This is a genomic window from Streptomyces sp. NPDC048484 (assembly GCF_040651415.1).
GTDB lineage: Bacteria > Actinomycetota > Actinomycetes > Streptomycetales > Streptomycetaceae > Streptomyces.
In genome coordinates this window covers 147,932-174,866 of sequence record NZ_JBEZJY010000012.1, presented here as the reverse complement: position 1 = coordinate 174,866, position 26,935 = coordinate 147,932, and the positions used below count along the sequence as shown (strand labels likewise).

17 protein-coding genes, 1 tRNA gene and 6 pseudogenes are annotated in these 26,935 nt (G+C 70.1%); 11 read left to right on the top strand and 13 right to left on the bottom strand.

All coding sequences use genetic code 11. The features are described from left to right. Positions 1–35: 35 nt before the first annotated feature. Both AB0D14_RS14750 and AB0D14_RS14745 read right to left on the bottom strand, forming a co-directional pair. On the bottom strand, positions 36–1,508 hold the full coding sequence (locus AB0D14_RS14750) for a glycoside hydrolase (protein WP_362778490.1): 1,473 nt from the start codon (positions 1,506–1,508) through the stop codon (positions 36–38). 240 nt (positions 1,509–1,748) lie between these two features. Next, the gene (locus AB0D14_RS14745; protein ID WP_362778488.1) at positions 1,749–3,005 is read right to left on the bottom strand and encodes a glucarate dehydratase family protein; all 1,257 of its coding nucleotides are present in this window, start codon (positions 3,003–3,005) and stop codon (positions 1,749–1,751) included. 437 nt (positions 3,006–3,442) lie between these two features. On the opposite strand from AB0D14_RS14745, the gene AB0D14_RS14740 reads away from it, so the two are divergent. Together AB0D14_RS14740 and AB0D14_RS14735 are read left to right on the top strand one after the other, a co-directional pair. After that, positions 3,443–5,353: a helix-turn-helix domain-containing protein gene (locus tag AB0D14_RS14740; protein WP_362778487.1), complete on the top strand. Its 1,911-nt coding sequence runs from the start codon at positions 3,443–3,445 to the stop codon at positions 5,351–5,353. A gap of 205 nt (positions 5,354–5,558) precedes the next feature. After that, the gene (locus AB0D14_RS14735; RefSeq protein WP_362778486.1) at positions 5,559–6,617 is read left to right on the top strand and encodes a LacI family DNA-binding transcriptional regulator; all 1,059 of its coding nucleotides are present in this window, start codon (positions 5,559–5,561) and stop codon (positions 6,615–6,617) included. 47 nt (positions 6,618–6,664) lie between these two features. On the opposite strand, the pseudogene AB0D14_RS14730 reads toward AB0D14_RS14735, so the two are convergent. From AB0D14_RS14730 to AB0D14_RS14720, 3 pseudogenes are all read right to left on the bottom strand, one after another. Beyond that, positions 6,665–7,459, bottom strand: a pseudogene (locus tag AB0D14_RS14730) (hypothetical protein). Between the two features lie 548 nt (positions 7,460–8,007). Next, a pseudogene (locus tag AB0D14_RS14725) lies at positions 8,008–8,307 on the bottom strand (glycosyl hydrolase family 28 protein); the annotation flags it as partial. Positions 8,308–8,311: 4 nt separating this feature from the next. Next, a pseudogene (locus tag AB0D14_RS14720) lies at positions 8,312–8,548 on the bottom strand (family 43 glycosylhydrolase); the annotation flags it as partial. Between the two features lie 425 nt (positions 8,549–8,973). Here AB0D14_RS14720 and AB0D14_RS14715 point away from each other — a divergent pair. Further along, positions 8,974–9,933: pseudogene (locus tag AB0D14_RS14715) on the top strand (RNA polymerase sigma factor); the annotation flags it as partial. A 269-nt stretch (positions 9,934–10,202) separates the two neighbouring features. On the opposite strand, the gene AB0D14_RS14710 reads toward AB0D14_RS14715, so the two are convergent. After that, positions 10,203–11,798: an NlpC/P60 family protein gene (locus AB0D14_RS14710; RefSeq protein ID WP_362778485.1), complete on the bottom strand. Its 1,596-nt coding sequence runs from the start codon at positions 11,796–11,798 to the stop codon at positions 10,203–10,205. Positions 11,799–12,512: 714 nt separating this feature from the next. Between AB0D14_RS14710 and AB0D14_RS14705 the strand changes: the two genes are divergently transcribed. The 6 genes and pseudogenes from AB0D14_RS14705 to AB0D14_RS14680 form a co-directional block, all read left to right on the top strand. Continuing rightward, positions 12,513–13,655 (top strand): LacI family DNA-binding transcriptional regulator, encoded by a 1,143-nt coding sequence (locus AB0D14_RS14705; RefSeq protein ID WP_362778482.1) that lies wholly within the window; start codon positions 12,513–12,515, stop codon positions 13,653–13,655. A gap of 405 nt (positions 13,656–14,060) precedes the next feature. Beyond that, positions 14,061–15,452, top strand: a complete 1,392-nt coding sequence (locus AB0D14_RS14700; RefSeq protein ID WP_362778479.1) for an extracellular solute-binding protein — start codon at positions 14,061–14,063, stop codon at positions 15,450–15,452. A 2-nt stretch (positions 15,453–15,454) separates the two neighbouring features. Then, on the top strand, positions 15,455–16,375 hold the full coding sequence (locus tag AB0D14_RS14695; protein WP_362778476.1) for a sugar ABC transporter permease: 921 nt from the start codon (positions 15,455–15,457) through the stop codon (positions 16,373–16,375). Continuing rightward, a complete protein-coding gene (locus tag AB0D14_RS14690; protein WP_362778473.1) occupies positions 16,372–17,307 on the top strand; it encodes a carbohydrate ABC transporter permease in 936 nt (311 codons plus the stop codon). The genes AB0D14_RS14695 and AB0D14_RS14690 overlap by 4 nt, the downstream gene beginning before the upstream one ends. Before the next feature lie 45 nt (positions 17,308–17,352). Next, positions 17,353–19,488 (top strand): beta-galactosidase, encoded by a 2,136-nt coding sequence (locus tag AB0D14_RS14685; protein ID WP_362778470.1) that lies wholly within the window; start codon positions 17,353–17,355, stop codon positions 19,486–19,488. A gap of 115 nt (positions 19,489–19,603) precedes the next feature. After that, a pseudogene (locus AB0D14_RS14680) lies at positions 19,604–19,945 on the top strand (RICIN domain-containing protein); the annotation flags it as partial. A gap of 362 nt (positions 19,946–20,307) precedes the next feature. Here the strand turns inward: AB0D14_RS14680 and AB0D14_RS14675 are convergent. The 6 genes and pseudogenes from AB0D14_RS14675 to AB0D14_RS14650 all read right to left on the bottom strand — a co-directional run. Beyond that, a pseudogene (locus AB0D14_RS14675) lies at positions 20,308–20,451 on the bottom strand (alcohol dehydrogenase); the annotation flags it as partial. 79 nt (positions 20,452–20,530) lie between these two features. Then, a complete protein-coding gene (locus tag AB0D14_RS14670; protein WP_362778468.1) occupies positions 20,531–21,370 on the bottom strand; it encodes an SDR family oxidoreductase in 840 nt (279 codons plus the stop codon). Beyond that, positions 21,367–22,164, bottom strand: coding sequence for a carboxymuconolactone decarboxylase family protein (locus tag AB0D14_RS14665; RefSeq protein WP_362778466.1), 798 nt, complete (start codon positions 22,162–22,164; stop codon positions 21,367–21,369). Before AB0D14_RS14665 ends, AB0D14_RS14670 begins: the two co-directional genes overlap by 4 nt. Positions 22,165–22,323: 159 nt before the next feature. Beyond that, on the bottom strand, positions 22,324–22,695 hold the full coding sequence (locus tag AB0D14_RS14660; RefSeq protein WP_362778464.1) for a DUF2255 family protein: 372 nt from the start codon (positions 22,693–22,695) through the stop codon (positions 22,324–22,326). A 144-nt stretch (positions 22,696–22,839) separates the two neighbouring features. Next, positions 22,840–23,817 (bottom strand): aldo/keto reductase, encoded by a 978-nt coding sequence (locus AB0D14_RS14655; RefSeq protein ID WP_362778462.1) that lies wholly within the window; start codon positions 23,815–23,817, stop codon positions 22,840–22,842. A gap of 103 nt (positions 23,818–23,920) precedes the next feature. Then, the gene (locus tag AB0D14_RS14650; RefSeq protein ID WP_362778460.1) at positions 23,921–24,799 is read right to left on the bottom strand and encodes an aldo/keto reductase; all 879 of its coding nucleotides are present in this window, start codon (positions 24,797–24,799) and stop codon (positions 23,921–23,923) included. A 461-nt stretch (positions 24,800–25,260) separates the two neighbouring features. On the opposite strand from AB0D14_RS14650, the gene AB0D14_RS14645 reads away from it, so the two are divergent. Continuing rightward, positions 25,261–26,145 carry a helix-turn-helix transcriptional regulator gene (locus AB0D14_RS14645; RefSeq protein WP_362778458.1) on the top strand — a complete coding sequence of 295 codons (885 nt, stop codon included), beginning with the start codon at positions 25,261–25,263 and terminating at the stop codon, positions 26,143–26,145. 87 nt (positions 26,146–26,232) lie between these two features. On the opposite strand, the gene AB0D14_RS14640 is transcribed toward AB0D14_RS14645, so the two are convergent. Further along, a tRNA-Pro gene (locus AB0D14_RS14640) sits at positions 26,233–26,306 on the bottom strand. A 101-nt stretch (positions 26,307–26,407) separates the two neighbouring features. Between AB0D14_RS14640 and AB0D14_RS14635 the strand changes: the two genes are divergently transcribed. Further along, complete coding sequence (locus AB0D14_RS14635) at positions 26,408–26,920, top strand: DUF309 domain-containing protein (RefSeq protein WP_362778455.1); 513 nt, start codon at positions 26,408–26,410, stop codon at positions 26,918–26,920. Positions 26,921–26,935 lie beyond the last annotated feature (15 nt).

Here is a 26,935-nt window from a genome sequence, read left to right as displayed (position 1 = left end):
GCGGCCCGACGGTCACCCCACGGGCGGACCGGCGCTCACACGGTGACCCCGTCGATCTCGAAGGTCTGCACCGAGCCGGCGGCGAACGGCACGCTCAGGCTCTTGCCGTTCAGGTACGTGTCCGAGCGGGCGGTGTAGAGGTCTCCGCCGCCGGCGGTCAGCGTGTTCCAGCGTCGTACGAGGCCGCCCGTGCCGCCGGTGACCTGGCCGAAGCGGGACAGGTCGAAGGTGAGCGTCTGCGCGGCACCGGAGTTGACCGCCACGACGACCAGGCGCTTCGTCGTCGCGTCATGGGCGGCGACCGCGTATCCGACGCCCGTGTCGAGGATGGTCATCCCGGGCCGGATGTGGCGGCTGAACTGGGCCATCACGTAGTACTTGGTCTGCACGGTGGTCGGCTGCAGCGTGTTCTGGTCGTACGCGATCATCGCCCAGCCGGTGGAGGGATCCATCACCTGCCAGTAGACCCAGGCGGTCGGGTGCAGCCAGCGGAAGTCCGTGCACAGGTTGTTCGCCAGGGTGAGGCCGGTGCCGTCGCTGTCACCGGTCTCCGAGTTCCAGAGCTTCTTGCCCGCCGTCGTCACGACGTCCGTGTAGAGGAGGTCGCGGCGACCGCCGGAGCCCTGGTAGCCGTGCACGTTGACCTGGCTGACCAGGGCCTTCGTCGACGCCCCGAAGGAGTTCCAGGTCGTACGGGCCAGGTCGTAGCTCGTCTCGTCGGACGCCGAGAGCCTGATGCCGGACAGACCGCGGGTGTCCAGCTCGCTGCGCAGGTACGGAAGGACGGCCGCCTGGACGGCAGCGTCCATGTGGCAGCCCTCCTGCGTACCCGTGGCGGTCCACCAGCTGGACGAGGGCTCGTTGAACGGGTCGACGGTTGCGAAGTTCACGCCCCAGTTGTTCTTCGCGTACAGGGCGACGGCGGCCAGGTGGGAGGCGTGCTGGCGGTAGTTCCAGGACTGGAGGTTGTTGCCGCCGCCGGACGCGCCGGACGGGTTGTGGTTGAGGCACATCCACCACATGGGCGAGTTGGCGAACAGCTCGGTGACAGCACCTCGTTGAACCGCCTTGACCAGGGCGGCGCGCTGGTTGGCGTCGGCCGTCCAGTCCCACGCGGAGGACGTGGGGCTCTCGTTGTTCCAGTCCTGCCAGTAGCCCTCGATCTGCTTGAACGCCGGGATGTTGGGCGAGGCGGCCATACTCTGGCCGCCCACGCTGTTCGGGCTGCACGCGCCCAGGTTGTAGCGGGCAGTGTTCATACCGAGTCCGGGCAGCGTCCTGCCGCCGTACGCCACGGACTTGGTGGTGAAGAAGATGTCGGCGAAGTCGTCGCGCGCGCCGAACACGTTGGCCCACCACGCGAGGGAGGTGCCCCAGCCCTCCCAACGCCCGTAAGTGGCGGCTGGGTTGACCGCGATGCTCGCGTCGGCCCGGGCGGTTCCCGTGGCCAGCGCGCTGCCCAGCAGCGTGCCGCCGGCCGCCGTCAGCAGCGATCTGCGCTTGATCATGAGGTCTCCTGTCACGCTCATGCCACAACCTGCTTGAAGAATGGAGCGGCGACAAACGGTTGTCGAGACGCATGACAGCGCTTTCCCTTTCGATAGCTTGCGGACGCCTGCGTCAGCCCTACCTCACAGACACACCCCGCGCGACCTCGCAGGCACGCCCCGCACGACCCCACAGACACTCCCCGCCCGACCCAACAGACACGCCCCGCGCAACCCACAGACACTCCCCGCGGGCCCACCTCACCAGCGAGGGAGCCTGCGCTCGTACTCGGGCTGGACGCGCCGCATGTAACCGGTGTCGTCCCGGCCCTTCATGCCCGAGTCGAGGTAGAGCCGGTGGAGGCGCTCCAGGGCGTCGTGGTCGAGTTCGACGCCGAGACCGGGGCCGGTGGGGACCCTGACCGCGCCGTCCCGCAGTTCCAGGGCGCCGGGCACGATCACGTCGTCCGCGAGGTTCCACGGGTAGTGGGTGTCGCAGGAGGTGTCGAGGTTGGGGATCGCGGCGGCCACCTGGGTCATGGCGGCCAGGCTGATGCCGAGGTGCGAGTTGGAGTGCATGGACAGGCCGATTCCGAACGCCTCGCAGACGGCGGCGAGTTCTCGGGTGCGGCGCAGTCCGCCCCAGTAATGGTGGTCAGTGAGCAGGACCTGGATCGCGTTCTGCTCGACGGCCGGCCGCAGATGCTCCCACGCGACCACGCACATGTTGGTGGCCAACGGCATGGGTGAGGTCTTGGCGACCTCGGCCATACCGGGGATGGTGGGCGTGGGGTCCTCCAGGTACTCCAGCACCCCCTCCAGTTCGCGTGCCACGTACAGCGATGTCTCCACCGTCCAGGCCGTGTTGGGGTCCAGGCGCAGGGGCCGGCCGGGAAAGGCCTCGGCGAGCGCCCTCATCGCGGCGATCTCCTCGTCGGGCGGGAAGACGCCGCCCTTGAGCTTGAACGAGTCGAAGCCGTACCGCTGCCGCATCAGCCGGGCTTGCTCGACGATGCCCGCCGGGTCGAGTGCCTCGCCCCAGTCGTCGCCGACAGCGGGGCTTCCGTCGAGCGCCGGGTGTTCGGCCCACTTGTAGAAGAGGTAGGCGGCGAAGGGTACGGAGTCGCGGACCCGGCCGCCGAGCAGATCGCTGACCGGGCGTCCGAGAAGCTTGCCCTGCACGTCGAGACAGGCGACCTCGACCGCGGAGGTGGTCCAGCCGCGCTCGTGGGAACTGGGCACGGTGGGCAGCAACGCGGCATCGATCGCGGCCATGACGGCCGTGGTGTCGAAGACGTCCAGGCCGACGACCGCCTGCGCGGCGACCGCCAGCCGTTCGAGACGGACGTCACCGCCGGTCGACTCACCGAGGCCCACCGTGCCGTCCTCCAGGACGAGCTGCAGGATCACGCGCAGGGCGAGCGGTTCGTGCACACCGTTGGAGTTGAGGAGCGGCGGGTCACGGAAAGCGATGGGCGTGACGATCAGTTCCCGGATCCGGGTGTCGGTCGTGGTCATGCGCGCACTGCCTCCAGGCCGTGGTCGATCTATGAGTACCGCCGGCCGATATTCGCATCCGTGAACTTGCTTCACGGATCTAGATGGCAGGCGCAGCCAGCTAAGAATCGATTCAGCCGTATGTCAATACATGCCCGGGGTTTTCACCGACCTCGCACTCGGCCCGGAAGCGACTACTCCGGAAGCGACCACAGCGGCCGATGGAGCGACTGCAGCGGCCGACGCGACGGAAGGCGGCCGGCCTGGTCGCAGGGCAGGCCGGCCGCCCATCCGCGCCCGGTCATCCGGTCATGACGGAGGGTGCACCGGCCGTGCTGGAGGCGGCGTACGAGGGGCGGGCACCTCGCGCGGACGTCCCGGACCGCCGCCGGGACGAAGCAGGGGCGGCGCGACCCCTTGTTACCCCTTCAACAACGCCCGGTACCGTGGGAGGCGCCGTGACCACCGCAAATGACTGCCCCGCGTCCCCCGTCACCCCGCTGCGCCAGGCGCGTGAGCGGTTCCTGAAGGGGCTCCCACTGCCCGACGGCGTACCGGACGAGGTCGTCGCCGCGTGGCGGCGCGCCCGCTTCTTCGGCGTACCGCACGACCTCAGGGAATCCGCCCGGCCCGAACGTTCGGCGGAGTCGGCTCTGCTGACCGCCGCGCGGCCGGTGCTCGAACGCCTCGCTCCCGCCCTGAACTCGGGGCAGTCGGCCCTCGTCCTGACCGACGAGCGGCTACGGGTGCTGTGGTCGGGCGGGAACGCGCCCGCCCACGAGCAGTGCCGTGACCTGTCCGAGCGGGAGGTCGGGCACAACAGCGCGGCGCGCGCCCTGCGCGAACGGCGCCGCGCGGAGGTGCACGGCCCCGAGCATTTCCTCGACCTGTGGCAGGACGTGTCCGCCGTCAGCGTTCCGGTGCTGGCGCCCGAGAGCGGCCGGGCCCTGGGCACGGTGACCGTCGCGTCCGGCCTGTACACCGACTGCTCGCAGCATCCCGGGGCCGCCCTCGCCGAGGCCACGGCGACAGCCGTCGAGGCGGAGCTCCTGACCCGCTCGCGCACGGCGGAGCGTGTGCTGCTCGACGCCTACCAGCGGGCCGCCTGCCGACCGCGGGCCGCGGTGGTGGCGCTGGACGGGAGGAACCGCCTGCTCAGCGAGGCGGCGGCGGGGCTGCTGTCGCCGGAGGCCGTGGAGGTGCTGGAGCGCAGCGCCGCGGCGAACGGCTCGCCCCCGGGCAGGCCGTTCCCCGAGCCTGAAGCACCGGGCGGATCGCTGTGCCGCCCGGCGGCCGGGGACGGGGCCGAGCCGGTCGCACACGAAGCCCGTCCGGTCGGGTACGGGGCCGGACCGGTCGCGTACGAACTCGAACTGCCTGACGGTGTCGGCACCGCGCGGGTCACGCAGGTACGCCACGAGAACACGGTCATCGGTGTGGTCGCCGTCCTCGAACCGCCCGTCGGGGGTGACGCGCGTCCCACCGTACAACCCCGCGTCACGCTCGCCGGGCACTCGGTTCCCTGGCGGCACGCGACGACCCGGGCAGCGGAGCTGGCGCGCTCCCGGGAGCCTCTGCTGCTGACCGGCGAACGGGGCACCGGGAAGACCACCCTGGCACGAGAGGTGCAGGCCGCGCGCAACGCACCACCGCCGCTGGTCCTGGACGCGGCGGAGCGGACCCTCGGCGAACTCAATGACGAACTCAATGACGAACTCGACGGGGAATGCGACAGGCAACTCGACAGGGAGCGGGCTTTCGGCGACCACCACGGCTGGCTGGAGGCGTTGACGGGCGGCCGTGTACTGCTGCTGCGCCACGCCGAGCGGCTCGCGCAGCCCGATATCGCCTCGCTCAATTCCCTGCTCGACGAGCACCCGCACGCACCGCTCCTGGTCACGTACACGCCCGGCGATCCCCCCGGACCGTGCCTCCAGCGTCTGCTGGACACTCTGGCGGCCCGCTCGGTGACGCTCCCGGCCTTGCGTGAACGTCCGGAGGACATCAGGGAGTTGCTTCCCAGACTGGCGCCGAGGCCCGCGCCGGGCGAGCCTCCTCTCACCTGGACACTGGACGCGCTGCACGCCCTGGAGCGCCATCCGTGGCCCGGGAACGTCACCGAACTTGCTCATGTCGTCCGGGCGTTGGCCAAGCGGCGGCGGACGACCGGACCTGTACGGCGGGCCGAACTGCCGGACCCGGTCCGGGAAGGGCCCGCGGAGCGGCCGCTGAGTCCGATGGAACACGCCGAGCGCACCGCCATCCTGGAAGCGCTGCGCAGTCACGGCGGCAACAAGGCGCGTGCGGCGGCGGCGCTGGGGATCGCCCGCGCCACGCTGTACCGAAAGCTGCGCGGTTACCGGAGCTGAAAGTCCGGTAACCGGCGCTCGGAGTCACGGACGGCCACACTCCACGGATCCGCAGGTCCGCAGGTCCGTGTGCGCGTTCACGTCCGCATCGTCTCCCGCCCTCTCCCCCTTTCTCCCGCCCCCTCCGCATCTCGCGCTGCTAGCCTCCGGCTCGGGAACCGGTTGCCGGACGCGTTGCCGCACTTCCCGGAGGGAGAGGCGGGCCATGACGAGGAAACCCGCAGGCGACACCGGCGGCCGACACACCATCCGGGACGTGGCGGCACGGGCCGGCGTTTCGGCGTCCACCGTGTCCCGCGTGCTGGGCGGCGACTACCCGGTGAGCGCATCGACCCGGACACGCGTGCTGCGAGCGGTCCGTGAGCTCGACTACGTGGCCGACGCCCGCGCCAAGGCCATCGCGGGCGCGGGCACACCGACCCTCGCCTTCGTCCTGGACGACATCACCGGCCCTTCCTTCGCGCACATGGCACACGGCGTGGAACGTGAGGCGACCCGGCTCGGCCATCTCTGTCTGGTCTGCAGCACGGACGGCGACGCCGACCGGCAGCTGGAGTTCATCGAGATGATGCGTGCCCAGCGCGCCGCCGCCGTGATCCTGGTCGGCGGCACCTCGGACACCGCCGAGTACCGCGAACTGATGGCCCGTATCGCCGACTCGCTGGCCTCCGCGGGTTCCCGTCTGGTGCTCTGCGGCCGCCCGCCCCTGGATCCGGGTGCTCCGGTGACGGTCATCGAGTACGACAACGAGAACGGGGCGTTCGCGCTCTGCGCCCACCTCCTCGCCCAGGGCCACCGTCGAGTCCTCTTTCTGGGCGGCAACCCGTCCAACACCACGGCCCAGGGCCGGGAACAGGGCTATCTGGCGGCTCACCGGGCCCGGGGGCTCGACCCGGACCCGGCCCTGCGCCTCTTCGGCGACTTCACCCGGGACTCGGGGCATCGCCTCATCCGCCAGGCACTCGCCCAGCAGCTCGACTTCACGGCGGTGATGGCCTCCACCGACATGGTCGCGTCGGGTGCCCTCACCGCCCTGCACGAAGCGGGCCTGTCCGTGCCCCGCGACATTTCTCTGGCCGGCTACGACGACATCCCCTTCGCCCGCGACCTCAATCCCCCGCTCACCACGGTCCACGTCCCGTACGAGGAGCTGGGCCGCCTGGCGGTCCGCACCGCCCTGACCCGGTCCGCGGACGCCCCCGACGAGCACCTGCTCCTGGGCACCCATGTGACGGTACGAGCCTCGGTGGCGCCCCCGCCGTGACCAGCGGGCCACCTGGCGCCTGGCTCCGGTCGCCGGTCGCCGGTCGCCTAATTGGCGTACAGCAGCGTCCCGAAGCCGAGTTGGTCGAAGCCGCCACTGGCGGCCCCGTAGTCGCCGCCTCCGCCCTCGGGCCGCACGCTCTCGGCCATGGCGGTGATATACGGCACGGACAGGCCGCGCCTGCGGGCGTAGTGGTAACGCAGCATGTCCCACACCGGCCTGACCTGCCCGCGGCTCGACGAGGAGATCACCGTCTGCGACTGCTGGGCGCAGTTCTGACCCGTGCCCCACGTGTACGTCGTGAAGGGCACGTCCTGGCGGCGTTCGCGAACTGGTAGCCGTAGATCCCGGCGGCGAGGAAGCGGTCGGCGTTTCCGGTGACCGTGGTGAGCGTGGCCGACCAGGCGTTGAGGATGTCGCGTGCCGTGTCGCCGTGGGCGGTGGTCCCGGCGATCTTCCAGCGCAGGGCGTTCCTGGTAGGCGGCGTGGATGTCGTTGTAGAAGGTGCCGTAGTTCTCCCCGGTGCCGCCGCGGACCGTGGCCTGCGGGCGCGGCGTCCAGGTGGCGGCCGAGTGCGGGTTGGCCGTCAACCGGTTCCAGCCGGACAGCCAGGGGGCGTTGCCCACGGCGACCCGTACTTTGGCGCGGTTGAGTTCACCGTCGGCGCGCAGCACGCCCGGGTGGGTGAAGGTCGCCGGGGCCGCCGCTGCCGAGCCGCCGGTGAGGGCCGTGGCGGAGGCGCCGACCGCGAGGGCGGCGGTGAGACCACCGGCGGTCCTCAACAGTCCGCGGCGGCTGAACTCCGTTTCGGAGAGGTACTGGTGGGGGATGTGCGGCTCAATCTGTTCATTCTGCGCATCTCCAGCCCTGTCCAGGTTCAGATTCAGGTCCAGGTCCAGATGGTGGTGGTGCCGCAGAAAATGGCGTGAGGGGACGCCACGATCGGCGTACACGGCAGCCGACGAGACGAGTTCCGACACGGACAGAGTCGGCCGGCGCACGTCGCGTGTGGAGTCGGCCCGCGCGCGTCACGCACGGAGTCGGCTGGCAGGCGTCTGACACGCGTCGCGGCCGGTGCCGAACACGAGCCGATGCCATGACAGTTGGGCCGACGGTCGCCGCCACCCGCCCCGAGTTGCCGCTCTCCTCCTGCGGGCCGGTGACGGTGACCGTGCAGTAGTACGTACGATCCGCGCGGATGTCTCGGTCGGCACGGCTGCCCCCTCGTCCTCGTCACGGGTTCCGCACGGTGAGTTCGAGGGACATGGTCGCCGTACCCACGCTGTTCGTGGCCGCGACGGTGACCGTACGGATACCGGGCCCCTCCGGGGTGCCGGAGATAAGGCCTGTCTCCTTGTCGATGACCAGGCCCTGCGCATCTTTGGCAGAGGACCTGCGGCTCGCGGTGCTGCGGGACGTCGATGTCGCTGAAGACGATGTTCTCGGGCTTCTCGGGATTGCCGTGGGTGCCGACATTGACCGGGTGGGCGGTGTCGGCCCACAGGGTGGAGTGCCGGACGGTGATGTTGCGGCAGTCGCCGTAGTAGTCCCAGCGGTGGGCGTAGACCGCGACGCAGTCGTCGCTGTTGCGCAGGAAGACGCCCTCGATCAGGACGTCCTCGCTGCTGAACACGTCGATGCCGTCGCCTCATTGGCCGGCACTGTACGAGTGCAGGTTGCGGACGGTGACCTGCGGGCGCCCACACTCCCGCCGAGTCGGCGACTCCGCGCAGGCCGAGCAGATCGGGCCGGTCCAGGATGTGGCCGGCCCGTTCCCAGTGGACGAGATCGGTCGAGCGGTGCACGGGCACACCCGGGAACCATTCGAAGGTGGAGGTGACGAGAAGGTACTCCGCGCCGACGTGCACGATGCTCGGATCCGGGTGGAATCCGGGCAGTACAGGGTTGCGGATGTGATGGTCGGCGGTCATGCAGGCCCTCCCCATGGATCCGATGGATCCGATGGATCCCAGGCATCCCGTGGTCTCAGGCGTCCCGTGGATCTCAGGCATCCGGTGGAATCCTCGTCCCTCAACCCCGTCGAGGCGCGCTCACCCTAGGAACCGGTTGTTCCTGGGGTCAACGCCTCGTTCGGCGGGCATCGCTATTCGAAACTTTCGCCTGCAAAATGTGATGCATCTCACTGCAATGTTTGGATAATTCCGGCCCGCCACCGACGGCTCGGGCGGGTGTACCTTTATTGGACGGAAAGAGGAATGACGAGAATGTGGGATTTCCGGGGGCCCAGTGGTCCTGGTTGACATTGCTTGAGTGTGCGGGGACTGAGGCCCGGGAAGAGATGCTGAGCGCGATGGAGACAGATCCACAGGACCAGCAGGGGCTTCCACGCCCTGCGGACGACGAGTCCGACGGCCCGGAACCCGTGCTCGCTTCCGACGGCGCCACGGTCGACCAGGTACGGGACTACCTGAAGGTGATCAGCCGGGTCCGCCTGCTCACCGCCGAACAGGAGGTCGACCTCGCCAGACGGATCGAGGCCGGCCTGTTCGCCCAGCGGAAGCTCGACGAGGAACCCGGCCTGGACCCGCTGTTCCGGCAGGAGCTGGCCATGCTCGCCCAGGACGGCCACCGGGCGAAGTCGCACCTCACCGAGGCGAACCTGCGTCTGGTCGTGTCCATAGCCAAGCGCTACACGCGACGCGGGCTCAACTTCCTGGACCTGATCCAGGAGGGCAACACGGGCCTGATCCGGGCGGTCGAGAAGTTCGACTACGTCAAGGGATTCAAGTTCTCGACCTATGCCACCTGGTGGATCCGGCAGGCGATATCCCGGGCCCTGGCCGACCAGAGTCGCACCATCCGCATTCCGGTCCACGCAGTGGAAGCGATCAACAAAGTGGCCAGGCTGCGCCGGGAATTGCTCCAGGAACTGGGAGTCGAGCCCACGCTGGAGCAGATCGCGGAAAAGTTGGATCTACCTGTCTCGAAGATCGTGGAACTCGACGGATACATCAAGGAACCCGTTTCGCTGCACATGCCGCTGGGCGAAGACGGCGGCACCGAACTCGGTGATGTGATCGAGGACAGCGAAAGCGTCTCCCCCTTCGACGCGGTGACGTTCCGTCTCCTCAGAGACACCATTCAGGCCGTTCTCGCCCATATGACCCCGCGCGAGGCGGGCATAATCACCCTGCGTTACGGCCTCTTGGACGGTCAGGCCAAGACTCTGGAGGAGATCGGCCAGGTCTACGGGGTCACCCGTGAGCGCATCCGTCAGATCGAGTCGAAGACGATGTCGAAGCTGCGCCACCCCTCCCGCTCGCAGGCACTGCAGGATTACGTGGGCTTCGGCTGAGCCGGAGCCCACGTTCGCAACCGGTGCCGGGCGGTCCGGCGCCGGCTCACCTACGTCGCTACTCCGCCGCCAGCAGCTCGTACGGGTCGTACGGCTGGGCAGAGGGTGCTGACGACCAGGGAGAGGTGCCTTCCTGATCGACCGTAGGAGGAAGCCGGCCTCACGGGAGGAGGGCGGGGGCTGCGTCGCGTGGGATACGGGTCAGGAACGACAGAGCGCGCCCGAGGCAGTCGGCCGACCGCTCGCCCTCCGTCCCCGGCCGCGTCGGCTCAGGCGGGCCGTATCACGCTGTGGATCGCCGGCTCCCCGGCCCAGTAGATCGACTCCTCGCGTATGGCCGCCCCCGGGCTCGGCGCGTGGATCATCATGCCGTTGGCGGTGTAGACACCGACGTGTCCGACGGGCCCGCTGAAGAGCACCAGGTCGCCGGGCCGGATGTCGGAGACGGAGACCATCGTGCCGGCGGTCGCCTGCTCCTGGACGGAACGCGGGAGCGCGACCCCGGCGACCTTCCATGCGGCCTGGATGAGACTGGAGCAGTCGTACGAGCCCGGCCCCATCGCGCCCCAGACGCAGGGCTTGCCGATCTGCGCCCGCGCGAAGTCGACCGCCCTGGCGCCCTTCCCGCCGTAGCCGGGGTCGGGGTTGACGTACCCGGGGTCGGTGTAGCCAGGGTTGGCATACCCGGGGCCGGTGTAACCAGCGCTGACGTAGCCGGGGTTGGACATCGCCTGCATGTCGGCGGCGACTCCCGCGGCGATGGGCGTGCTCGCGTCGCCGTAGAACCCCGTACCGGCGTACTGGTCCGTGCCGACGTACATGCCGCTGCCGGGGTTCGGGGCGGCGGTGACACGAGCGTCCGGGCCGGGATAGGTACCCGAACCGGGGTACATGTCCGCGCCTGCCCGCATGTCCGTACCCGCGCGCATGTCCACGGCGGCGTACGTCGGGAGCTCGTCGTACGGCGCGGTCGCGACGTACGGCGCGCCCCCGGTGTACGGCTCGGTTCCGCGGCCGATGGCCGGCTGCTGCCACGAGTCCATCCCGGTCCGGGGGTAGGTCTGCTCGGCGGCGGGACGCCAGGCGGCCTCGGCCGGGCGGGACTCCAGCTCCGCGACGGGTGCGCTTCGCCGGGCGATATGCCCGGCCAGCAGCTCACGGGCCTGTCCGAGCTTGCGCTGGTTCCGCTGCTTCCGGGACTTCAACGAGGCCTGCGACGGCTCGGTGGCCTGTCCTGGCAAGGCTCTGTCGGCCGCCTGCCGCTGCGCCGGCACGGCCGGCAACGCGGCGACGGGCCCCGCCGTCAATTCGGCGACAGGCCCTGCGGTCAATTCGGCGACAGGCCTCGCGGTCAACTCCGCCACAGGCCCGCCGGAACCTCCGGCGGACGGGCCGGCGGTCAGCTCCAGGACGGGCTTGTCCGCCGTTTCCCGACCCCGGCCGCCCGAGCGGCCACCTGAGTCGGCGGGCCGGGAGCCGGCCGAGCCACGGTCCGGCATCCTGTCGGGCGGCAGCACCGCCGGGAAGGCGGGACCCAACTGCGCGCGCCCCACGTCGAACCACTGCTTCGCGACGTCCGACAGCGGGGCGGCGGGCGCGTCGGTGGCGCCGCCGCGGCCGGGCCTGCCCCCGGACGCCGGCCCGGAAGAGTCGCGTGTCGCCCTGGAAGAGTCACGCGGCGTCCTGCTCATCGCCCGGGTCGCGTTGAAGTTCCCGGTGGCATTCTCGACCCGGTCGTAGAGGTTGGTGATCCGCTGCTGGACCTCCGCGCGGCTCGGCTCGTCGCCTTTCGTGCCGGAGGCGCCGGCCTGGGAGAACCCGTCCACAGATGTGGGAGCCGCCTTCACGACGGCGGAGCGGGACATGCCGGAGAGGCTGGTGCCTCCGGTGAGCGGCGTTCGTTCCGGCGCGATGGGAGACGACTCCTTCCGTGCACCGCCTGCCGGGCCGGCTGTCGGGTCCGGGCGGACTGGTTCCGGAAGGCATGCCCTACGGCCGCTGCCCATCGGGCAGTTGAGCCGATACACCCAAGAAGTCGACTGGACCTCCGGCTCCGACTGCCGCGAGGGCCTGCCGGATTCGGCGGAGGCCGCGCGACCCGGCGAGGTTCACCGGAGGGAGTCGTACGGCCTGCCGGTCAACTTAGCCAACGTGTGTGCCTCGCGTGAAGATTGAAGTACGAAGTGTCCGATATGTAATTGTGACCTTCGTCGTACCCGAAGGAGATCTTCCCGACTTGACCACCTCACTGCGACCGGTCCGTCACTTGTTGTTCACCCCTGGCCGAGCGAAGCCGCGGCCTCTCCTCGGGGTCACCACACGCTCTTCACAACGCCTCCCGTGGAGCCGAGTCAGCGGCTTGGTGACAGAGCGGCGACCGATCGTGGCGGACCTCGACGGCTTGGGTCCGGATACCGCCTTCGGCCAACTCGCTTCCCCGCCCGGATCGAGGGCGCCCTCGCAGCGGATACGTGCCGAACTCTTGACGGCGCGTCGTATGACTGCGTAGACATGACCGCGCAGTCAGACGTCGGCGTCTGACGGTATCGGGCTCGATCGTGTGGTCACCGGGAGACGTCATGACGCGAGAGACAGAACGGGACGGAAGTCCCGGGGTACCACGCAGCGTGGACGTGGCCCGGCTGGCCGGGGTCTCGCAGAAGACGGTGTCGAGGGTCTTCAACGACGAGCCGTATGTCTCCGCCGACGTGCGCCGACGCGTACTCGAAGCCGCCGGGCAACTCGGCTATCGCCGCAACAACGCCGCCCGGTCGCTGGCCTCCGGGCGGACCCGCTCGATCGGCGTGGTGACGCTGGGCACCGCCCTGTACGGTCCCGCCTCACTGCTCATGGGTGTGGAGCGGGCCGTCCGGGACATGGGCTACGCGCTCCGCGTGGTCAACACGATGGAAGGCGACCCCGCGGGGCTCGCCGGAGCCGTCGACTCGCTCCTCGATCAGGGCGTGGACGGGATCGTCATCTCCGAGCCGATCGAGGAGGAAGAGGCTGGAGGAGACCTCTCCGTCCGCCTCAGTGTGCCGATCCTGGTTCTTGGCTCGCCCCCGCCCTTCACCGCCTCCGCGGTGCTGGCCGGCGGAGGCGGCGCCGACCTGATGGCGCAGGCGGTCGTCGAGCATCTGCTGGAGCTGGGGCACCGGACGGTCCATCACCTCGCGGGTCCTCAACGGTGGTACGCCGCCAAGGACCGTCTTGCGGGATGGCGGGGGGCCCTGGCCGCGCACGGCAGGGACGAACCGCCGGTCTTCGAGGGCGACTGGTCGGCCGCCTCCGGCTACTCGGCGGGCCAGGAGCTGGCCGCCGACCCTGACGTGACGGCGGTGTTCGCCGCGAACGACGACATGGCCATCGGCCTGATCCATGCCCTGACGGAAGCCGGCCGGCGTGTGCCGGAGGACGTCAGCGTCGTCGGCTTCGACGACATCCCGGTCGCCGCCCATGTGGCTCCTCCGCTGACCACGGTGCGCCAGCCGTTCAACACCGTGGCACAGGAGGGGCTCAAGCGACTCGTGCACGCCATCGAGAACCCGCAGGCAGAGGCTCTGCCCGCGAGCGCCCCACCGGTCGACCTCGTCGTCCGTGCCTCGACCCAGCCCCCGCCGCCCCGGACAACCCCGGGACGGCGACGACACAGCGCCTCCCGGACCCGTGGAGCGGCGTCCGGTCCCCCGCTCCCGAAGGGGGGTTCGTCCACCCACCACTGAACAGCGCCGACCGGTCCGGGCCACGGAGCCCCGCCTCGGCGTGTGATCCAGGTCCCAGGGGCTGGCCGCCGTACCTGCCGTGGTCCAGCCCTGTCCATCCCGACCACGTCCCCGCCGCGGACGACCCCGCCACACGGACGACGCGCGCCCCCTTCACCCAGTGGCTCTTGACCATCCAGTGACTCTTGAGCCGCATGGCCGTAGCTCTCTGCGGCCCGCCCCGCAGACACCTGCGTGCCGTACACCGGTCGCAGCCCGCGCAGTCGCGCTTCCCGAGCACGTCGGCATCGACATCCAGATCGACATCCAGATCGTGATGCCTACGCCTGCTTCCTCCTTCGTCATTCCTTTCCGCACACCCTCATCTCGGCGTGCGGTCCCCTTCGCCATCGGCGGGAGTTCACCATGCCCACATTCGAATCCATCGCCGGCTCCTCCTCCATGAACCGTCGCCTGTTCCTCACCGCGACGGGCGCGCTGTCGCTCGGCGCCGCCCTCACGGCCTGCGGCGGCGGTGACTCCGGGGGCGGCTCCGCCTCCACCGAGCCAGTCAGCCAGGCCGATATCGACAAGGCCATGACGACCCCGACCGAGCTGACGTTCTGGACGTGGGTGCCGAACATCGGCAAGGAGATCGCGCTCTTCGAGAAGAAGTACCCGGCCGTCAAGGTCAAGGTCGTCAACGCCGGTCAGGGCACGCCTCAGTACACGAAGCTGCGCACCGCGCTCAAGGCCGACAACGGTGCCCCGGACATGGTGCAGATGGAGTTCCAGGCCATCCCGACGTTCACCGTCACCGACAGCCTGCTGGACCTGCGCCCGTTCGGTGCCTCCGCGCTCAAGTCCCAGTTCGTGGACTGGACCTGGGGACAGGTCAGCGGCAGCAACGGCGAGATCTGGGCGATCCCCCAGGACACCGGCCCGATGGGCATGCTGTACCGCAAGGACATCTTCGACGAGCACGGCATCGACGTCCCCGCGACCTGGGACGAGTTCGCCGCGGCGGCCCGCAAGCTGCACAAGGCCGACCCGGGCGTGTACCTCACCAACCTCGCGCAGAACCAGCCCGCCGCGTGGCACGGCCTGCTCTGGCAGGCGGGCGGCAAGCCCTACGTGACCGCCGGCAAGAGCGACATCACCGTCAGCGTCGACGACGCCGTCTCGCGCAAGCTCGGGGCGTACTGGGGCACGCTCGCCAAGGAGGACGTGATCGGCGTCGAGCCGGACTTCACCGACGGCTGGTACGCCGCCCTCAACAAGGGCAAGTACGCCACCTGGCTCACCGGGGCCTGGGGCCCTGCCTTCCTCTCCGGCTCCGCCAAGGCCACCGCGGGCAAGTGGCGGGCGGCTCCGATGCCGCAGTGGGACGCCGCCGAACCCGGCGCGGGCAACTGGGGCGGCTCGACCACCGCGGTCATCCGCTCCACCAAGAACCCGATCCAGGCCGCGGTGTTCGCGCAGTTCCTCAACAGCGACCCCGCCAGCGCCAGGATGTTCGCCACCGAGCAGTTCTTCTTCCCGGCGACCAAGGCGCTGCTCGCCGACACCGCCTTCCTCGGGGACACGCCCGAGTTCTACGGCGGCCAGAAGGTCAACGAGGTCTTCGCGGACATCGGCACCAAGGTCGACCCCTCGTTCCAGTGGCCGCCGTTCCTCGACCGGGTGGCCACCGACTGGACCGAGACGGTCGGCAAGTCCCTCGCCGACAAGACCGACACCGTCCGCGCACTCGGTACATGGCAGTCGCGCATCACGACCTTCGCCAAGGGCCAGGGCTTCACGGTCAAGGGAGGCTGACGATGGCCACCACCACAGCATCCGCAGCATCCGCCCGCGGCAAGCCCCCACCCCGTCGGCGCCACGGCACGGCAGGGGCACTGTTCATCGCCCCCTTCATGGTGCTGTTCCTGCTGCTCTTCCTCGCCCCGCTCGGTTACGCCGCCTACCTCAGCCTCTTCCAGGAAAAGCTCATCGGCGGCTCGACGTTCGTCGGCCTGGACAACTACGTGACGGCCCTCAAGGACCCGCTTCTCCTCAAGGGCATCGGCCGCGTCGCGCTGTTCTTCCTGATCCAGGTGCCCGTGATGCTGCTGCTGGCCCTGGCCTTCGCGCTCGCGCTGGACAGCGGCCTGCTGCGGCTGTCCCGGGTGATCCGGCTCGGCATCTTCGTCCCGTACGCCGTCCCGAGCGTGATCGCCACCCTCATGTGGGGCTACCTCTACGGCCCCGACTTCGGCCCCTTCGCCCAGATCAGCCGCGATCTCAGCCTGCCTGCCCCGCACTTCCTCAGCGACAGCTGGATGCTCGGCAGCCTCGCGAACATCGTGACCTGGGAGTTCGTCGGCTACAACATGATCATCCTGTACGCCGCCCTGCGCACCATCCCCGCCGAGCTCTACGAGGCGGCCGCCATGGACGGCGCCGGCTCCTGGCGCATCGCCTGGTCCGTCAAACTCCCCGCGCTGCGCCCGGCGTTGACCCTCACCCTGCTGTTCTCGGTGATCGGCAGCTTCCAGCTGTTCAACGAACCGAACCTGCTGATGAAGGTCGCCCCCTCCGTCATCGACAGCTCCTACACCGCCAACCTCTACGCCTACTCCGTCGCCTTCATCAGTCAGCAGACCAACTACGCGGCCACGGTGTCCTTCATCCTCGGTCTTGTCATCGTGATCGTGTCGTACGCCTTCCTGCTCGTCGCGAACCGCAGGAGGAGCTCATGACCACCGTGACCCCCGCAGCCGCCACCACCTCGAAGACGAAGCGGCTTCCCGCCGAGGCCGGGACCCGGCGCCGGTCGTCGGTCCACCGCCGCAGCACCCCGCTCACCATCGCCATGCTGGCCGTCCTGGCGTACTTCCTCCTGCCGCTGTTCTGGCTGCTCGTCGCCTCGACCAAGAGCACCCAGGACCTGTTCAACAGCTTCGGCCTGTGGTTCTCCGACGCCCCGCAGCTGCTGTCGAACATCAAGGCCACCTTCACCCAGGACGACGGAGTGTTCGGCCGCTGGCTGCTCAACACCGTCATGTACGCCGGCGTCAGCGCACTCGGCGCCGCGCTGCTCGCGGCCACCGCCGGGTACGGGTTCGCCAAGTACCGCTTCCGCGGCCACGGCGCCGCCTTCAACCTCGTACTCGGCGCCATCATGATCCCGACGACCGCGCTCGCGATTCCCACCTACCTCCTCTTCGCCGAGGCGGGCCTGGTCAACACCCCCTGGGCGGTCATCCTGCCCTCGCTCATCAGCCCCTTCGGCCTCTACCTGATGCGGATCTACGCCGAGGACGCCGTCCCCGACAGTCTCGTGGAGGCCGCCCGCATGGACGGCGCCGGAGAGCTCCGCATCTTCTGCACGATCGCGCTGCGGCTGCTGGCGCCCGGCCTGGTGACCGTCGTGCTCTTCACACTCGTCGCCACCTGGAACAACTACTTCCTGCCGCTGATCATGCTCAACGACCCGAACCTGTATCCCATCACCGTCGGGCTCTCCCGCTGGGCCGACCAGGCGCAGAACGGCGGCGCCGGAGCCAGCAGCGACATGCTCGCCCTCGTCGTGACCGGCTCCCTGATCTCGATCGTCCCGCTCGTCCTGGCCTTCCTCATGCTCCAGCGGTACTGGCAGAGCGGCCTGGCCACCGGCGGCGTCAAGCAGTAACACCCCAACGCCCCCCAACACCCCCTGCTCTCCGGAGGTTTGTCCATGGCGGACCTGCCCGCCCGCGTCCTCTTCGGCGCCGCGTACTACCACGAGTACCAACCCCGCTACAGCGCCGAACGCCCCGACGAACGCCTCAAGACCGACCTCGATCTCATGGCCGACGCGCATGTCACCGTCATCAGGGTCGGTGAGTCCGTCTGGTCCACTTGGGAGCCTGAGAACGGGCGCTTCGATCTCGACTGGCTTCAGCCCGTCCTCGACGGCGCCCATGAGCGCGGCATCTGCGTCGTCCTCGGCACCCCGACCTACGCGGTGCCGCCGTGGCTGTCCCGCCAGTACCCGGAGGTCACGGGCGAGCGGCGCACCGGCGAGCGGATCGGCTGGGGGGCCCGCCAGGAAGTGGACTTCACCCACCCCGCCTTCCGCTTCCACGCCGAGCGGATCATCCGCAAGATCATCGCCCGGTACGCCGGCCACCCGGCAGTCATCGGCTTCCAGGTCGACAACGAACCCGGCCTGGAACTCTTCCACAACCACGGCGTCTTCCAGCGCTTCACCGATCACCTGCGCGAGCAGTACGGCGACGTCGAGACGCTCAACCGCGAATGGGGCCTGGTGTACTGGTCCCATCGCCTGTCCACCTGGGCAGATCTGTGGACTCCGGACGGCAACGCACAGCCTCAGTACGACGTCGCCTGGCGCGCGTTCCAGGCCGCCCAGTGCACCGAGTTCATCGGCTGGCAGGCCGACATCGTCCGCGAGTACGCCCGCCCCGGGCAGTTCGTCACCACCTGCATCTCCTACAAGCGCCCCGCGGTGGAGGACGACGAGCTGACCGACCACCTCGACATCGCCACGGGCAACGCGTACTACGGCATGCAGGACGATCTGCTGCTGCCCGACCCCACACCGGACGACCACCAGCAGAGCTGGCAGACCACCGGCGTGTGGGCGCTGTACCAGACCGCCGACTGGATGTTCTCCTCCCGCCAGGAGCCGTTCCTGGTCACCGAGACCAACGCCGGCTCCATCGGCATGCCGTGGGACAACCGCCCCGCCTACGACGGTCAGTGGCGCCAGGCCGCCTGGGCGCTGGTCGGCCGCGGAGCCCGCATGATCGAGTACTGGCACTGGCACACGTTGCACTTCGGCGCGGAGACCTACTGGGGCGGCATCCTGCCCCACACCGGACAGCCCGGCCGCACCTACGCCGAACTCGCCCGGCTGGGCGCCGAGTTCGACACGGCCGGACCGCTCGTCGCCGGACTCGAACCGGATGCCGACATCACGATGGTCTACTCGACGCCCAGCAAGTGGCTCATGCAGAAGTACCCGCCACTGGCCAAGCCGGACGGTGAACCCGACCCGACCGCCTACCACCGCATCTTCGACCCCTTCTACCGGGGTGCTTTCGACGCCGGCCGTCAGGTCCGCATCGTCCACGCCCGCCAACTGCACGACCCGCGCGGTGACCGGGAGGGCATCACGCCGGAGGAAGCCGTCCAGCGCCACCCCGTCCTCGTCGTCCCGGCGCTGTACATCGCTGCCGACTCGACGCTCGACTGGTTCGCGGCCTACGCCCGCGCCGGCGGCCACCTGGTCCTCGGCCCGCGCACCGGCTACGCCGACCACGAGGCGCGGGCCCGGCACGAGCCGGCTCCCGGGCGGCTCGTCGAGGCCGCGGGCGTCCAGTACGACGAGTTCAGCAACCTCGTACAGGAGGTCCCCGTACGGTCCTCGTCCGGGGGGCCGCTCGACCTGCCCGAGAGCGCGACGGCGACTCACTGGGCGGACGGCCTGACCGTCACCGACGCCGACGTACTCGTCACCTACGACCACCCCCACTTCGGCCGTTGGCCCGCGGTCACCACCCGCCGCCACGGCGCCGGCCGTGTCACCACCGTCGGCACCGTCCCCGGCCGCGACCTCGCCCAGGCGCTGGCCGCCTGGATGGCACCGGCCTCCGGCCACGCGTGGGGGGACCTCCCGGCATCCGTCACCGCCACGACCGGCACATCCCCCGACGGACGCCGCGTCCACATCGTCCACAACTGGAACTGGGAGCCGACGACCGTCCCCGCCCCGGTGGACCTCTCCGACGCCCTGACCGGCGTTTCCCTTCCCGCGGGCACGGCGCTGGACCTCGGCGCCTGGGACGTCCGCGTGTTCGTCTCCTGACCCTGTCTCCTGACCCCTGTCTCCTGACCGACCCCTACCGGCACCACCATGGCCGTCCCCCGAGGAGGGTGAACAACAGTCGCATTTTTCGTCAGTATTTATCTGCCTTCATCATCCCGACGTCCGCTCGGAGGAGCCCGGCTCGGCGGCGAACCCGGACACCCAGTACTGGCACGTGGTGACCGGGCCGAAGGGCGGCACGACCCTGCTGAACAAGTCGGGCGGCCGCGCGGCGGCCATCTGGACGGGGAGCGCGACGGCCGGCCGGCGGATCGGGCAGTGGGTCGACAACAGCGGCACCGGCAGCTGGAACCTGGTCAGGACCAGCGACGGGTTCTACAAGCTGCAGTCGGTCGAGAACACGAACCTGTACGTGACCGGCGCATCCGACGGAGCACCGCTGACCTTGCAGAACGCGGCCACGGACGGCTCGCAGGACTGGGAGCTCGTCCAGTAGCGCCTCGTTGATCTTCTCGGCGGAGATGACCTCGGAGCCGGAGCTGGAGCCGATGCCGTACTCGGCGCGGAAGTCTGGTCCGCGCGGCCTGTCTCAGTCCCGGCTGAGGGTCGCGCGGGCGTCGCCCGCGGAGCGCCGGCCGGCGGTGTCGCCCGCTGGTACGCGCCGCCGCCGCGGTGAACTGCCTGAACGTCGCCGTCGACCACTGGACCGCGACCGACGGCCGCCTCGGCCTCGACGACCTGCTCGACGAGGCCTTCGCCGCACTCGCACCGCGGTAGGCAACCCCGCCCAGCCTTCATGCCGTGGCACCGCTCGTCCCTGCTCGCCCGCGCCCGTCCCCGTTCGTCGCGCGCCGACGTTCAGCCGAGAGAGGCGATGTCGATGACGAAGCGGTAGCGCACGTCGGAGGCAAGGACGCGCTCGTACGCCTCGTTGATCTTCTCGGCCGGGATGACCTCGATCTCGGAACCGATGCGGTGCTCGGCGCAGAAGTCGAGCATCTCGAGGGGCGCGTTCCTGAGGGTCGGCCGCTGTCGGGCGGAACCGGTCACGCACCTGCCCGGTGGCTGTCCCGTCGCCCGGTCATTCCCCGGCGGGGTAGTCCGTGGAAGAAGCCGGTTCACGCTGCGACTCGAAGTCGTCGATCCTCTTGCGCAGCACGTCGACGGTGGTGTCCAGGGCTTGCGATCCGAGGACCATGCGCAGCGGGGCCGGCTCGGTGTCGGCGGATTCGATGATGCGGGCAGCCATACGCTGCGGGTCGCCGGGGGCCTGCCCGTTCGCGGGGTCGAGCATGGCCTTGAAGGCGTGGGCGGGGGTGGCGTCGTAGACCTCGGTAAGGTCGGCGACCCGTGCGCTGCCGTAGCGGAACTCGGTACGCGCGCCACCCGGCTCGACGATGGTCATGCCGATGCCGAAGCCGGCGACCTCCTGGGCGACCGCCTCGACGAACCCTTCGATGCCCCACTTGGTGGCGTGGTACAGGGAGTTCCCGGCGAAGGCGACCTGGCCGCCGTAGGAGGAGACCTGGATGACGCGTCCGCCGCCCTGGGCGCGAAGGTGCGGCAGTGCGGCGCGGATCAGAGTGATGGAGCCGGTGAGGTTGGTGGCGATGATGTGGTCCACCTGAGCGTCGGTGAGTTCCTCGGCCGCACCGAACAGGCCGTATCCGGCGTTGGAGACGGTCACGTCGACGCGGCCGGCAGCGAACGCCTCGTCCACCACGTTGCGGACAGCTGTGGTGTCGGTGACGTCCAGGACGGGCGCGTTGAACGTGTCGGGGTACCGCTTGAGCAGGTCGGCCACCTTGTCGGTGGAACGGACGGTGCCGATGACACGCTCTCCGCGCTCCAGCAGCTGTGTGGCCAATGCGTGGCCGAAGCCGCTGCTGACGCCGGTGATGAGCCAGGTGCGTGCGGTCATGATGCTTCCTTCGGGGACGGGGCGTCCGAGGCCGGGGCGACGGCGTCGAGGGCTCCCAGGGCGTTCAGGGTGCGGGGGTAGCCGATGAACGGCAGCAGTCCGGTCAGGACGGCGATCAGGTCGGAGCGGGTGTTGCCGACGTTCAGGTTGGCCGCCACGTGCCCACGGACCTGTGCGTCCGCGCCGCCGAGCGCGGCCAGCATGGCGAAGGTGAGCAGCTCGCGGGCGGGCACGTCGAGGCCGGTCCGCGTGTAGTGGTCGCCGAAACAGTTGGCGCTCAGCAGTTCCTGGAGGTGCTGCTCGTCGGCGGGCGCGTTCGCGTACATGGTGTCCACGGCGGTGTCGCCCACGATGCGTTTCTGCACCGCGAGTCCGTCCGCTCGGCGTGTGTCCGGCGTCGTGGTGGACCGGCCGGGCAGGGGCAGCTCGACACCGCGCTCGGTGAGGGTGTCGTTGGTGGCGTGCAGGAAGTCGAAGACGCGGGCCATGCCGGCATACGGCACCGCCTGGTAGACGATCTCCTTGGCCTCCGCCGGGGTCACCCCGACGGTGAGGGCGGCGCCCAGCATCACCCGGTACTCGGACAGCGCGCCGACAGCGATCATCGCGGCGAGCTGTGTCATCAGCCGGGTGCGCTCGGGCAGGTCCGCGGTGTGGCGCAGGACCTCGTCGAAGGCGAAGTTGTCGAAGTACTCGATCAGCTCCGGATCGGTGACCGCGAGGGTGGAGACGTGGCCGGGAAACAGACGCTCGTGTGCCGCGGCGGCGGCTTCGCAGGGCTTGCGGGGGGTCACGGCCGCACCAGCGCCTTGAGGGCTTCGCGGTCGTTCATCGCCCGGCAGCCGTCGGCGATGTCCGCCAGGCCGAACTCGTGTCCCGTGTGACGGGGGGTGGCTCGCATGGGCGGGGCTCCTATGACACGTGGAGAAGGAAGGATTGCGGTGTGGCGGGCGTCAGCGTGGCTCCAGACGGAGGGTGGAGGTGCGGGCCCGCTCGGTCAGAACGTGCTCGACGATGCTCGTGTAGTGGCCGTACTTCTCCCGGTAGGCGGCGTCCACGGCGGCGTGCTCGGCGGAGTCCGCCTCGCGGAAGGTCACGTCCTGCCGCACGCCGCCGGCCTCGATGCGCCCCTGGTGGGTGGTCTGCGTTCCCCGGTACCAGGGGCCGTCGGGGCCTTTGACCGAGCGGACGTAGACGTGGTCACCGGCGCGGACCGCCCACATGGTGACCGGGGCGCGCAGAGTGCCGTCGTCCCGCTCCGACTGCAGGTCCAGTTCCTCGGCCGCACCGATCTTGTCCAGGTCCGAACCGTTCCAGGTCGTCATGGTCTTTCCTTCCGAACGAGGTGAAGGCGATCGCGGAGACCGCGGTAGGAGGACGGTCCGCACGAGGGGGCCGCATGAGGGGCCGCATGAGGGAGCCTCTTCGCGCGGTGTGTTCGTCGGTCGGGTGTCAGCGTTGGTCGGGTGTCAGCGTTCGAGCATCTGCCGGGCGCCCTCGGGGTGGGTCTCCCCGGCGGCCGGGGGCAGGCTGGAGAGCGTGTCGATCTGCGCGCCGGTCAGCTGGATGCCGTCGGCGGCGCTGTTCTCCTCGACCCGGTGGACACGCTTGGTGCCGGGGATGGGCGCGATGTCGTCGCCCTGGGACAGCAGCCAGGCCAGTGCGACCTGTGCCGGGGTGGCGCCGGCCTGCTCGGCGACGGCCTGCACCTCGTCGGCGATCCGCAGGTTGCGCTGGAAGTTCTCGCCCGTGAAGCGCGGGTTCCCGTGCCGGAAGTCCCCCTCCTTGAAGTCCGCTGTGGAACGGACCGTGCCGGTCAGGAACCCGTGACCGAGCGGGGAGAAGGGGACCAGCCCGATGTTCAGCTCGCGCAACACCGGCAGGACCCGCTCCTCCAGACCCCGGGTCCACAGCGAGTACTCCGACTGGACGGCGGAGACCGGGTGGACCGCGTGCGCGCGGCGGATCGTGTCCGGTCCGGCCTCCGAGAGACCGAACGCACGGACCTTCCCCTCACCGATCAGCTCGCCCACGGCCCCCGCCGTCTCCTCGATCGGAACGTTCGGGTCGACGCGGTGCTGGTAGTACAAGTCGATGCGGTCGGTGCCCAGCCGCTTCAAGGAGCCTTCGACGGAGGTACGAATGTTCGCCGGGCTGGAGTCGAGGTTCCACGGACCCGCCCCGGAATGGGCGACCATCCCGAACTTGGTCGCCAGCACCACCTGGTCGCGACGGCCCTTGAGCGCGCGGCCGACGAGTTCCTCATTGGTGTAGGGACCATATATTTCGGCGGTGTCGATCAGGGTGACGCCCAGCTCCAGGGCGCGGTGCAGGGTACGGATCGACTCCGCCTCGTCGGTCCCGGAGTCGCTGTAGCCGTGAGACATGCCCATGGCACCCAGTCCGATCCGGGAAACCTCCAGGTCACGCAGTTTGATGTGCCTCATCGCTCTTCTCCTCGTCCTCGTCCTCGTTGTCCTTGTCGTCCGGGTGCTGCCGCTCTTCGTCGCGCGGGGCCCTCAAGCCGGGCGGCGCCTCTTGCGCGACGGCTCAGGCTTCGGGGATGGCCATGCCGAAGTTGTCGAGGGTGATGTCCTCAGGATCGGGGCCACCGCGGACGCCGGTGTCGAGGGCGTCGAGGGCTGCGAGTTCCTCGCCGGTGAGGTCGAAGTCGAACACGTCGAAGTTCTCCGCGATGCGCTCGGCCCGGACCGACTTGGGGATGGCCGAGCGGCCCTGTTGCAGGTGCCAGCGGAGCATGACCTGCGCGGAGGTCTTGCCATGGGCGCCGGCGATCTTGCCGATACCGGGGTCGTCGAAAGTGCTGGTGCCGTCGCCGGTGGAGCGGTAGCTGGTGATGCCGCCGATCGGGGACCACGCCTGGGTGAGGGTCCCCAGCGCCGCGTCGGCTGCCTGCACGGACGGCTGGGCGAAGAACGGATGTACTTCCACCTGGTTGACCGCGGGAGCCACGCCCGCCTGCTCCATCAGCGCGTCCAGGTGCTCCGGCATGAAGTTGCTGACCCCGATGGCACCTACGCGTCCGTCGGCCAGCAGCGTCTCCAGGGCCCGGTAGGCGCCCCGTGTCAGGTCGAAGCGGCCGGGCAGCGCCTGGTGGAGGATGAGCAGGTCGATCCGGTCGACACCGAGCTTGCCCGCGCTCTTGTCGAAGGCGTGCAACGCCTGGTCGTAGCCGTAGTCGCTGATCCACACCTTGGTCTCGACGAACACCTCGTCGCGGTCGAGGCCCGAGCGGCGGATCCCTTCCCCGACCTCACGCTCGTTGCCGTACGCGGCTGCGGTGTCGATCAGGCGGTACCCGGTCTCCAGGGCGGTCCGGACGGCCTCGACCGTGGCGTCGGGCGGTGTCTGGTACACCCCGAAGCCCAGGGCCGGCATCCGCACGCCGTTGTTCAGCGTCGCTTCCATGAGTCGTTCCTCCGTACTCGCTGTATTCGGTCGTTCGCGCCGGGACGGTGCGGGTCCGGTCCCGGAGGCGCGGCCTCCTGGACGGATGTTCGCGTGCGGCGCCCTCTCCACCCTCGGCGAGACGGCGCGACCGTGCCGCACCGACCAGCGGCCCGATCACACGCGGGGCGCCGTCCGGACCACGGAGGGGTCGGCCGTCACACGCGGGGCGCCTGCGGCACGAGTGCCTCGCACCGCGCGGGACGTCCACGTCCCGCTGGGCCGACCGGGTGACGGACGCCCCGGGGCCCGGGACCCGAGGCTTTCCGACGCGTTCCGGCGGAGTTGACGCCCTCGGGCGCCGGGCATCCCGATCCCGGTCCCTTCAGGAAACATCCATTCCCCCCGCGGCGGCAGGACCTGTCGTTACAGGTACTGGCAGTACCTGCCTGGCTGCCCGGGCCTCGCCTACCGTGAAAGGCATGGACGAGCGCACCGAGATCCAGCAGTTCCTCGCCACCCGCAGGGCCCGCATCACTCCCGATCAGGCCGGATTGCCCGCGTACGGCGGCAACCGGCGGGTCAAGGGGCTACGCCGCGAGGAGGTCGCGCTGCTCGCCGGAGTCTCGGTCGACTACTACGTGCGGCTGGAGCGCGGCCGCCTTTCCGGCGCCTCGGACGGCGTCCTCGACGGTGTCGCCCGCGCCCTCCAGCTCGACGACGCCGAACGCGAGCATCTGTTCGACCTCGCACGCCGTACCACCGGCCCCGCCGTGACGACGCGCCGCCGCAGCCCGGCCAAGCCGCTGCGGCCCGCCCTGCAGCAGGTCCTCGACGCGATCGGCGACGCACCCGCCTGGATCCGCAACGAACGGCACGACCTCGTGGCCACCAACAAGCTGGCCCGCGCCCTGTACGCCCCGATCCTGGCCGACCCCCGGCGCCCGGCGAACAGCGCCCGGTTCGTCTACCTGGATCCGGCCGCCCACGAGTTTTTCGTCGACTGGGACAAGGCCGCCGACGACATCGCGGCGATGGTTCGCGCCGAAGCCGGCCGCAACCCGTACGACAAGGAACTCACCGAACTCATCGGGGAGTTGTCGACCCGCAGCGAGGTCTTCCGCCAGCGGTGGGCCGACCACAACGTCCGTTACCATCGCGCGGGCGTCAAGAGGCTCCGCCACCCCGCCGTCGGCGCTCTGGAACTGCACTTCGAGGCCATGACGCTCGCCTACGATTCCGCCCTCACCCTCCTCGTCTACACGGCCGCCCCCGACTCCCCCAGCGCCGACGCCCTACGCCTTCTCGCCTCCTGGGCCGCCACCCAGGAGGACCGGAGCAGCTCCGAGCGGACCGCGAAGGGCTAGAGGGTGCAGCGCGTCCCTGCTCCCCACAACGCTCCCGAACACGAAGCAGGGGCCACCCGAAGGTGACCCCTACCTGCGACGTTTCCGTCGGGACGACAGGATTTGAACCTGCGACCCCTTGACCCCCAGTCAAGTGCGCTACCAAGCTGCGCCACGTCCCGATGCGCCTCGCTACGGTGAACCGCATGATCGGCGCGAGCAAAACCTTACCGCACACCAGGGGCTGCTTCGCAGACGGCGTGGAAGGGGGGACAATCGGTGCATGAGCAGCACTTCTGACGACAGGCGGGACCGGGACACGGAGGGGCGGGCGCGCAACGCGCGGCCCCGGGACGGGCTCGGGCGGCCCCTGCCGTACGGGGTGGACGGCGTGGAGCGGCAGCCCGAAGGGGTGGTGCGCGCCCCCGAGGACACGGTCACCGAGGCGCAGGCGCTGCTGGAGGCGGGGAAGCCGTTCCACGCGCACGAGGTCTTCGAGGACGCCTGGAAGTCGGGCCCCGCCGAGGAGCGGGCGCTGTGGCGGGGGCTCGCCCAGCTCGCGGTGGGGCTCACGCACGCGGCCCGGGGGAACGTGACGGGCGGCGCGCGGTTGCTGCGGCGGGGGGCCGGCGCGGTCGAGGAGTGGGGAGCGGGTTCCGGGGCGGCACGTCCGTACGGGCTGACGCTGACCGAACTCGCCACCTGGGCACACGAGTTGGCGGACAGCGTGGAACGGGACGAGGCAGCCGTGGACGCGCGGGATCGGGCGCCGCGGTTGCGTGGGGGCGGCTCCTAGAGCGTGCCTCAGCCG

Bases quoted from the DNA above. Each gene is read 5' to 3' on its own strand.
- AB0D14_RS14750 (WP_362778490.1), bottom strand. From the start codon at position 1,508: ATGATCAAGCGCAGATCGCTGCTGACGGCGGCCGGCGGCACGCTGCTG.
- AB0D14_RS14745 (WP_362778488.1), bottom strand. From the start codon at position 3,005: ATGACCACGACCGACACCCGGATCCGGGAACTGATCGTCACGCCCATC.
- AB0D14_RS14735 (WP_362778486.1), top strand. From the start codon at position 5,559: ATGACGAGGAAACCCGCAGGCGACACCGGCGGCCGACACACCATCCGG.
- AB0D14_RS14710 (WP_362778485.1), bottom strand. From the start codon at position 11,798: ATGTCCCGCTCCGCCGTCGTGAAGGCGGCTCCCACATCTGTGGACGGG.
- AB0D14_RS14705 (WP_362778482.1), top strand. From the start codon at position 12,513: ATGACGCGAGAGACAGAACGGGACGGAAGTCCCGGGGTACCACGCAGC.
- AB0D14_RS14700 (WP_362778479.1), top strand. From the start codon at position 14,061: ATGCCCACATTCGAATCCATCGCCGGCTCCTCCTCCATGAACCGTCGC.
- AB0D14_RS14695 (WP_362778476.1), top strand. From the start codon at position 15,455: ATGGCCACCACCACAGCATCCGCAGCATCCGCCCGCGGCAAGCCCCCA.
- AB0D14_RS14690 (WP_362778473.1), top strand. From the start codon at position 16,372: ATGACCACCGTGACCCCCGCAGCCGCCACCACCTCGAAGACGAAGCGG.
- AB0D14_RS14685 (WP_362778470.1), top strand. From the start codon at position 17,353: ATGGCGGACCTGCCCGCCCGCGTCCTCTTCGGCGCCGCGTACTACCAC.
- AB0D14_RS14670 (WP_362778468.1), bottom strand. From the start codon at position 21,370: ATGACCGCACGCACCTGGCTCATCACCGGCGTCAGCAGCGGCTTCGGC.
- AB0D14_RS14660 (WP_362778464.1), bottom strand. From the start codon at position 22,695: ATGACGACCTGGAACGGTTCGGACCTGGACAAGATCGGTGCGGCCGAG.
- AB0D14_RS14655 (WP_362778462.1), bottom strand. From the start codon at position 23,817: ATGAGGCACATCAAACTGCGTGACCTGGAGGTTTCCCGGATCGGACTG.
- AB0D14_RS14650 (WP_362778460.1), bottom strand. From the start codon at position 24,799: ATGGAAGCGACGCTGAACAACGGCGTGCGGATGCCGGCCCTGGGCTTC.
- AB0D14_RS14645 (WP_362778458.1), top strand. From the start codon at position 25,261: ATGGACGAGCGCACCGAGATCCAGCAGTTCCTCGCCACCCGCAGGGCC.
- AB0D14_RS14635 (WP_362778455.1), top strand. From the start codon at position 26,408: ATGAGCAGCACTTCTGACGACAGGCGGGACCGGGACACGGAGGGGCGG.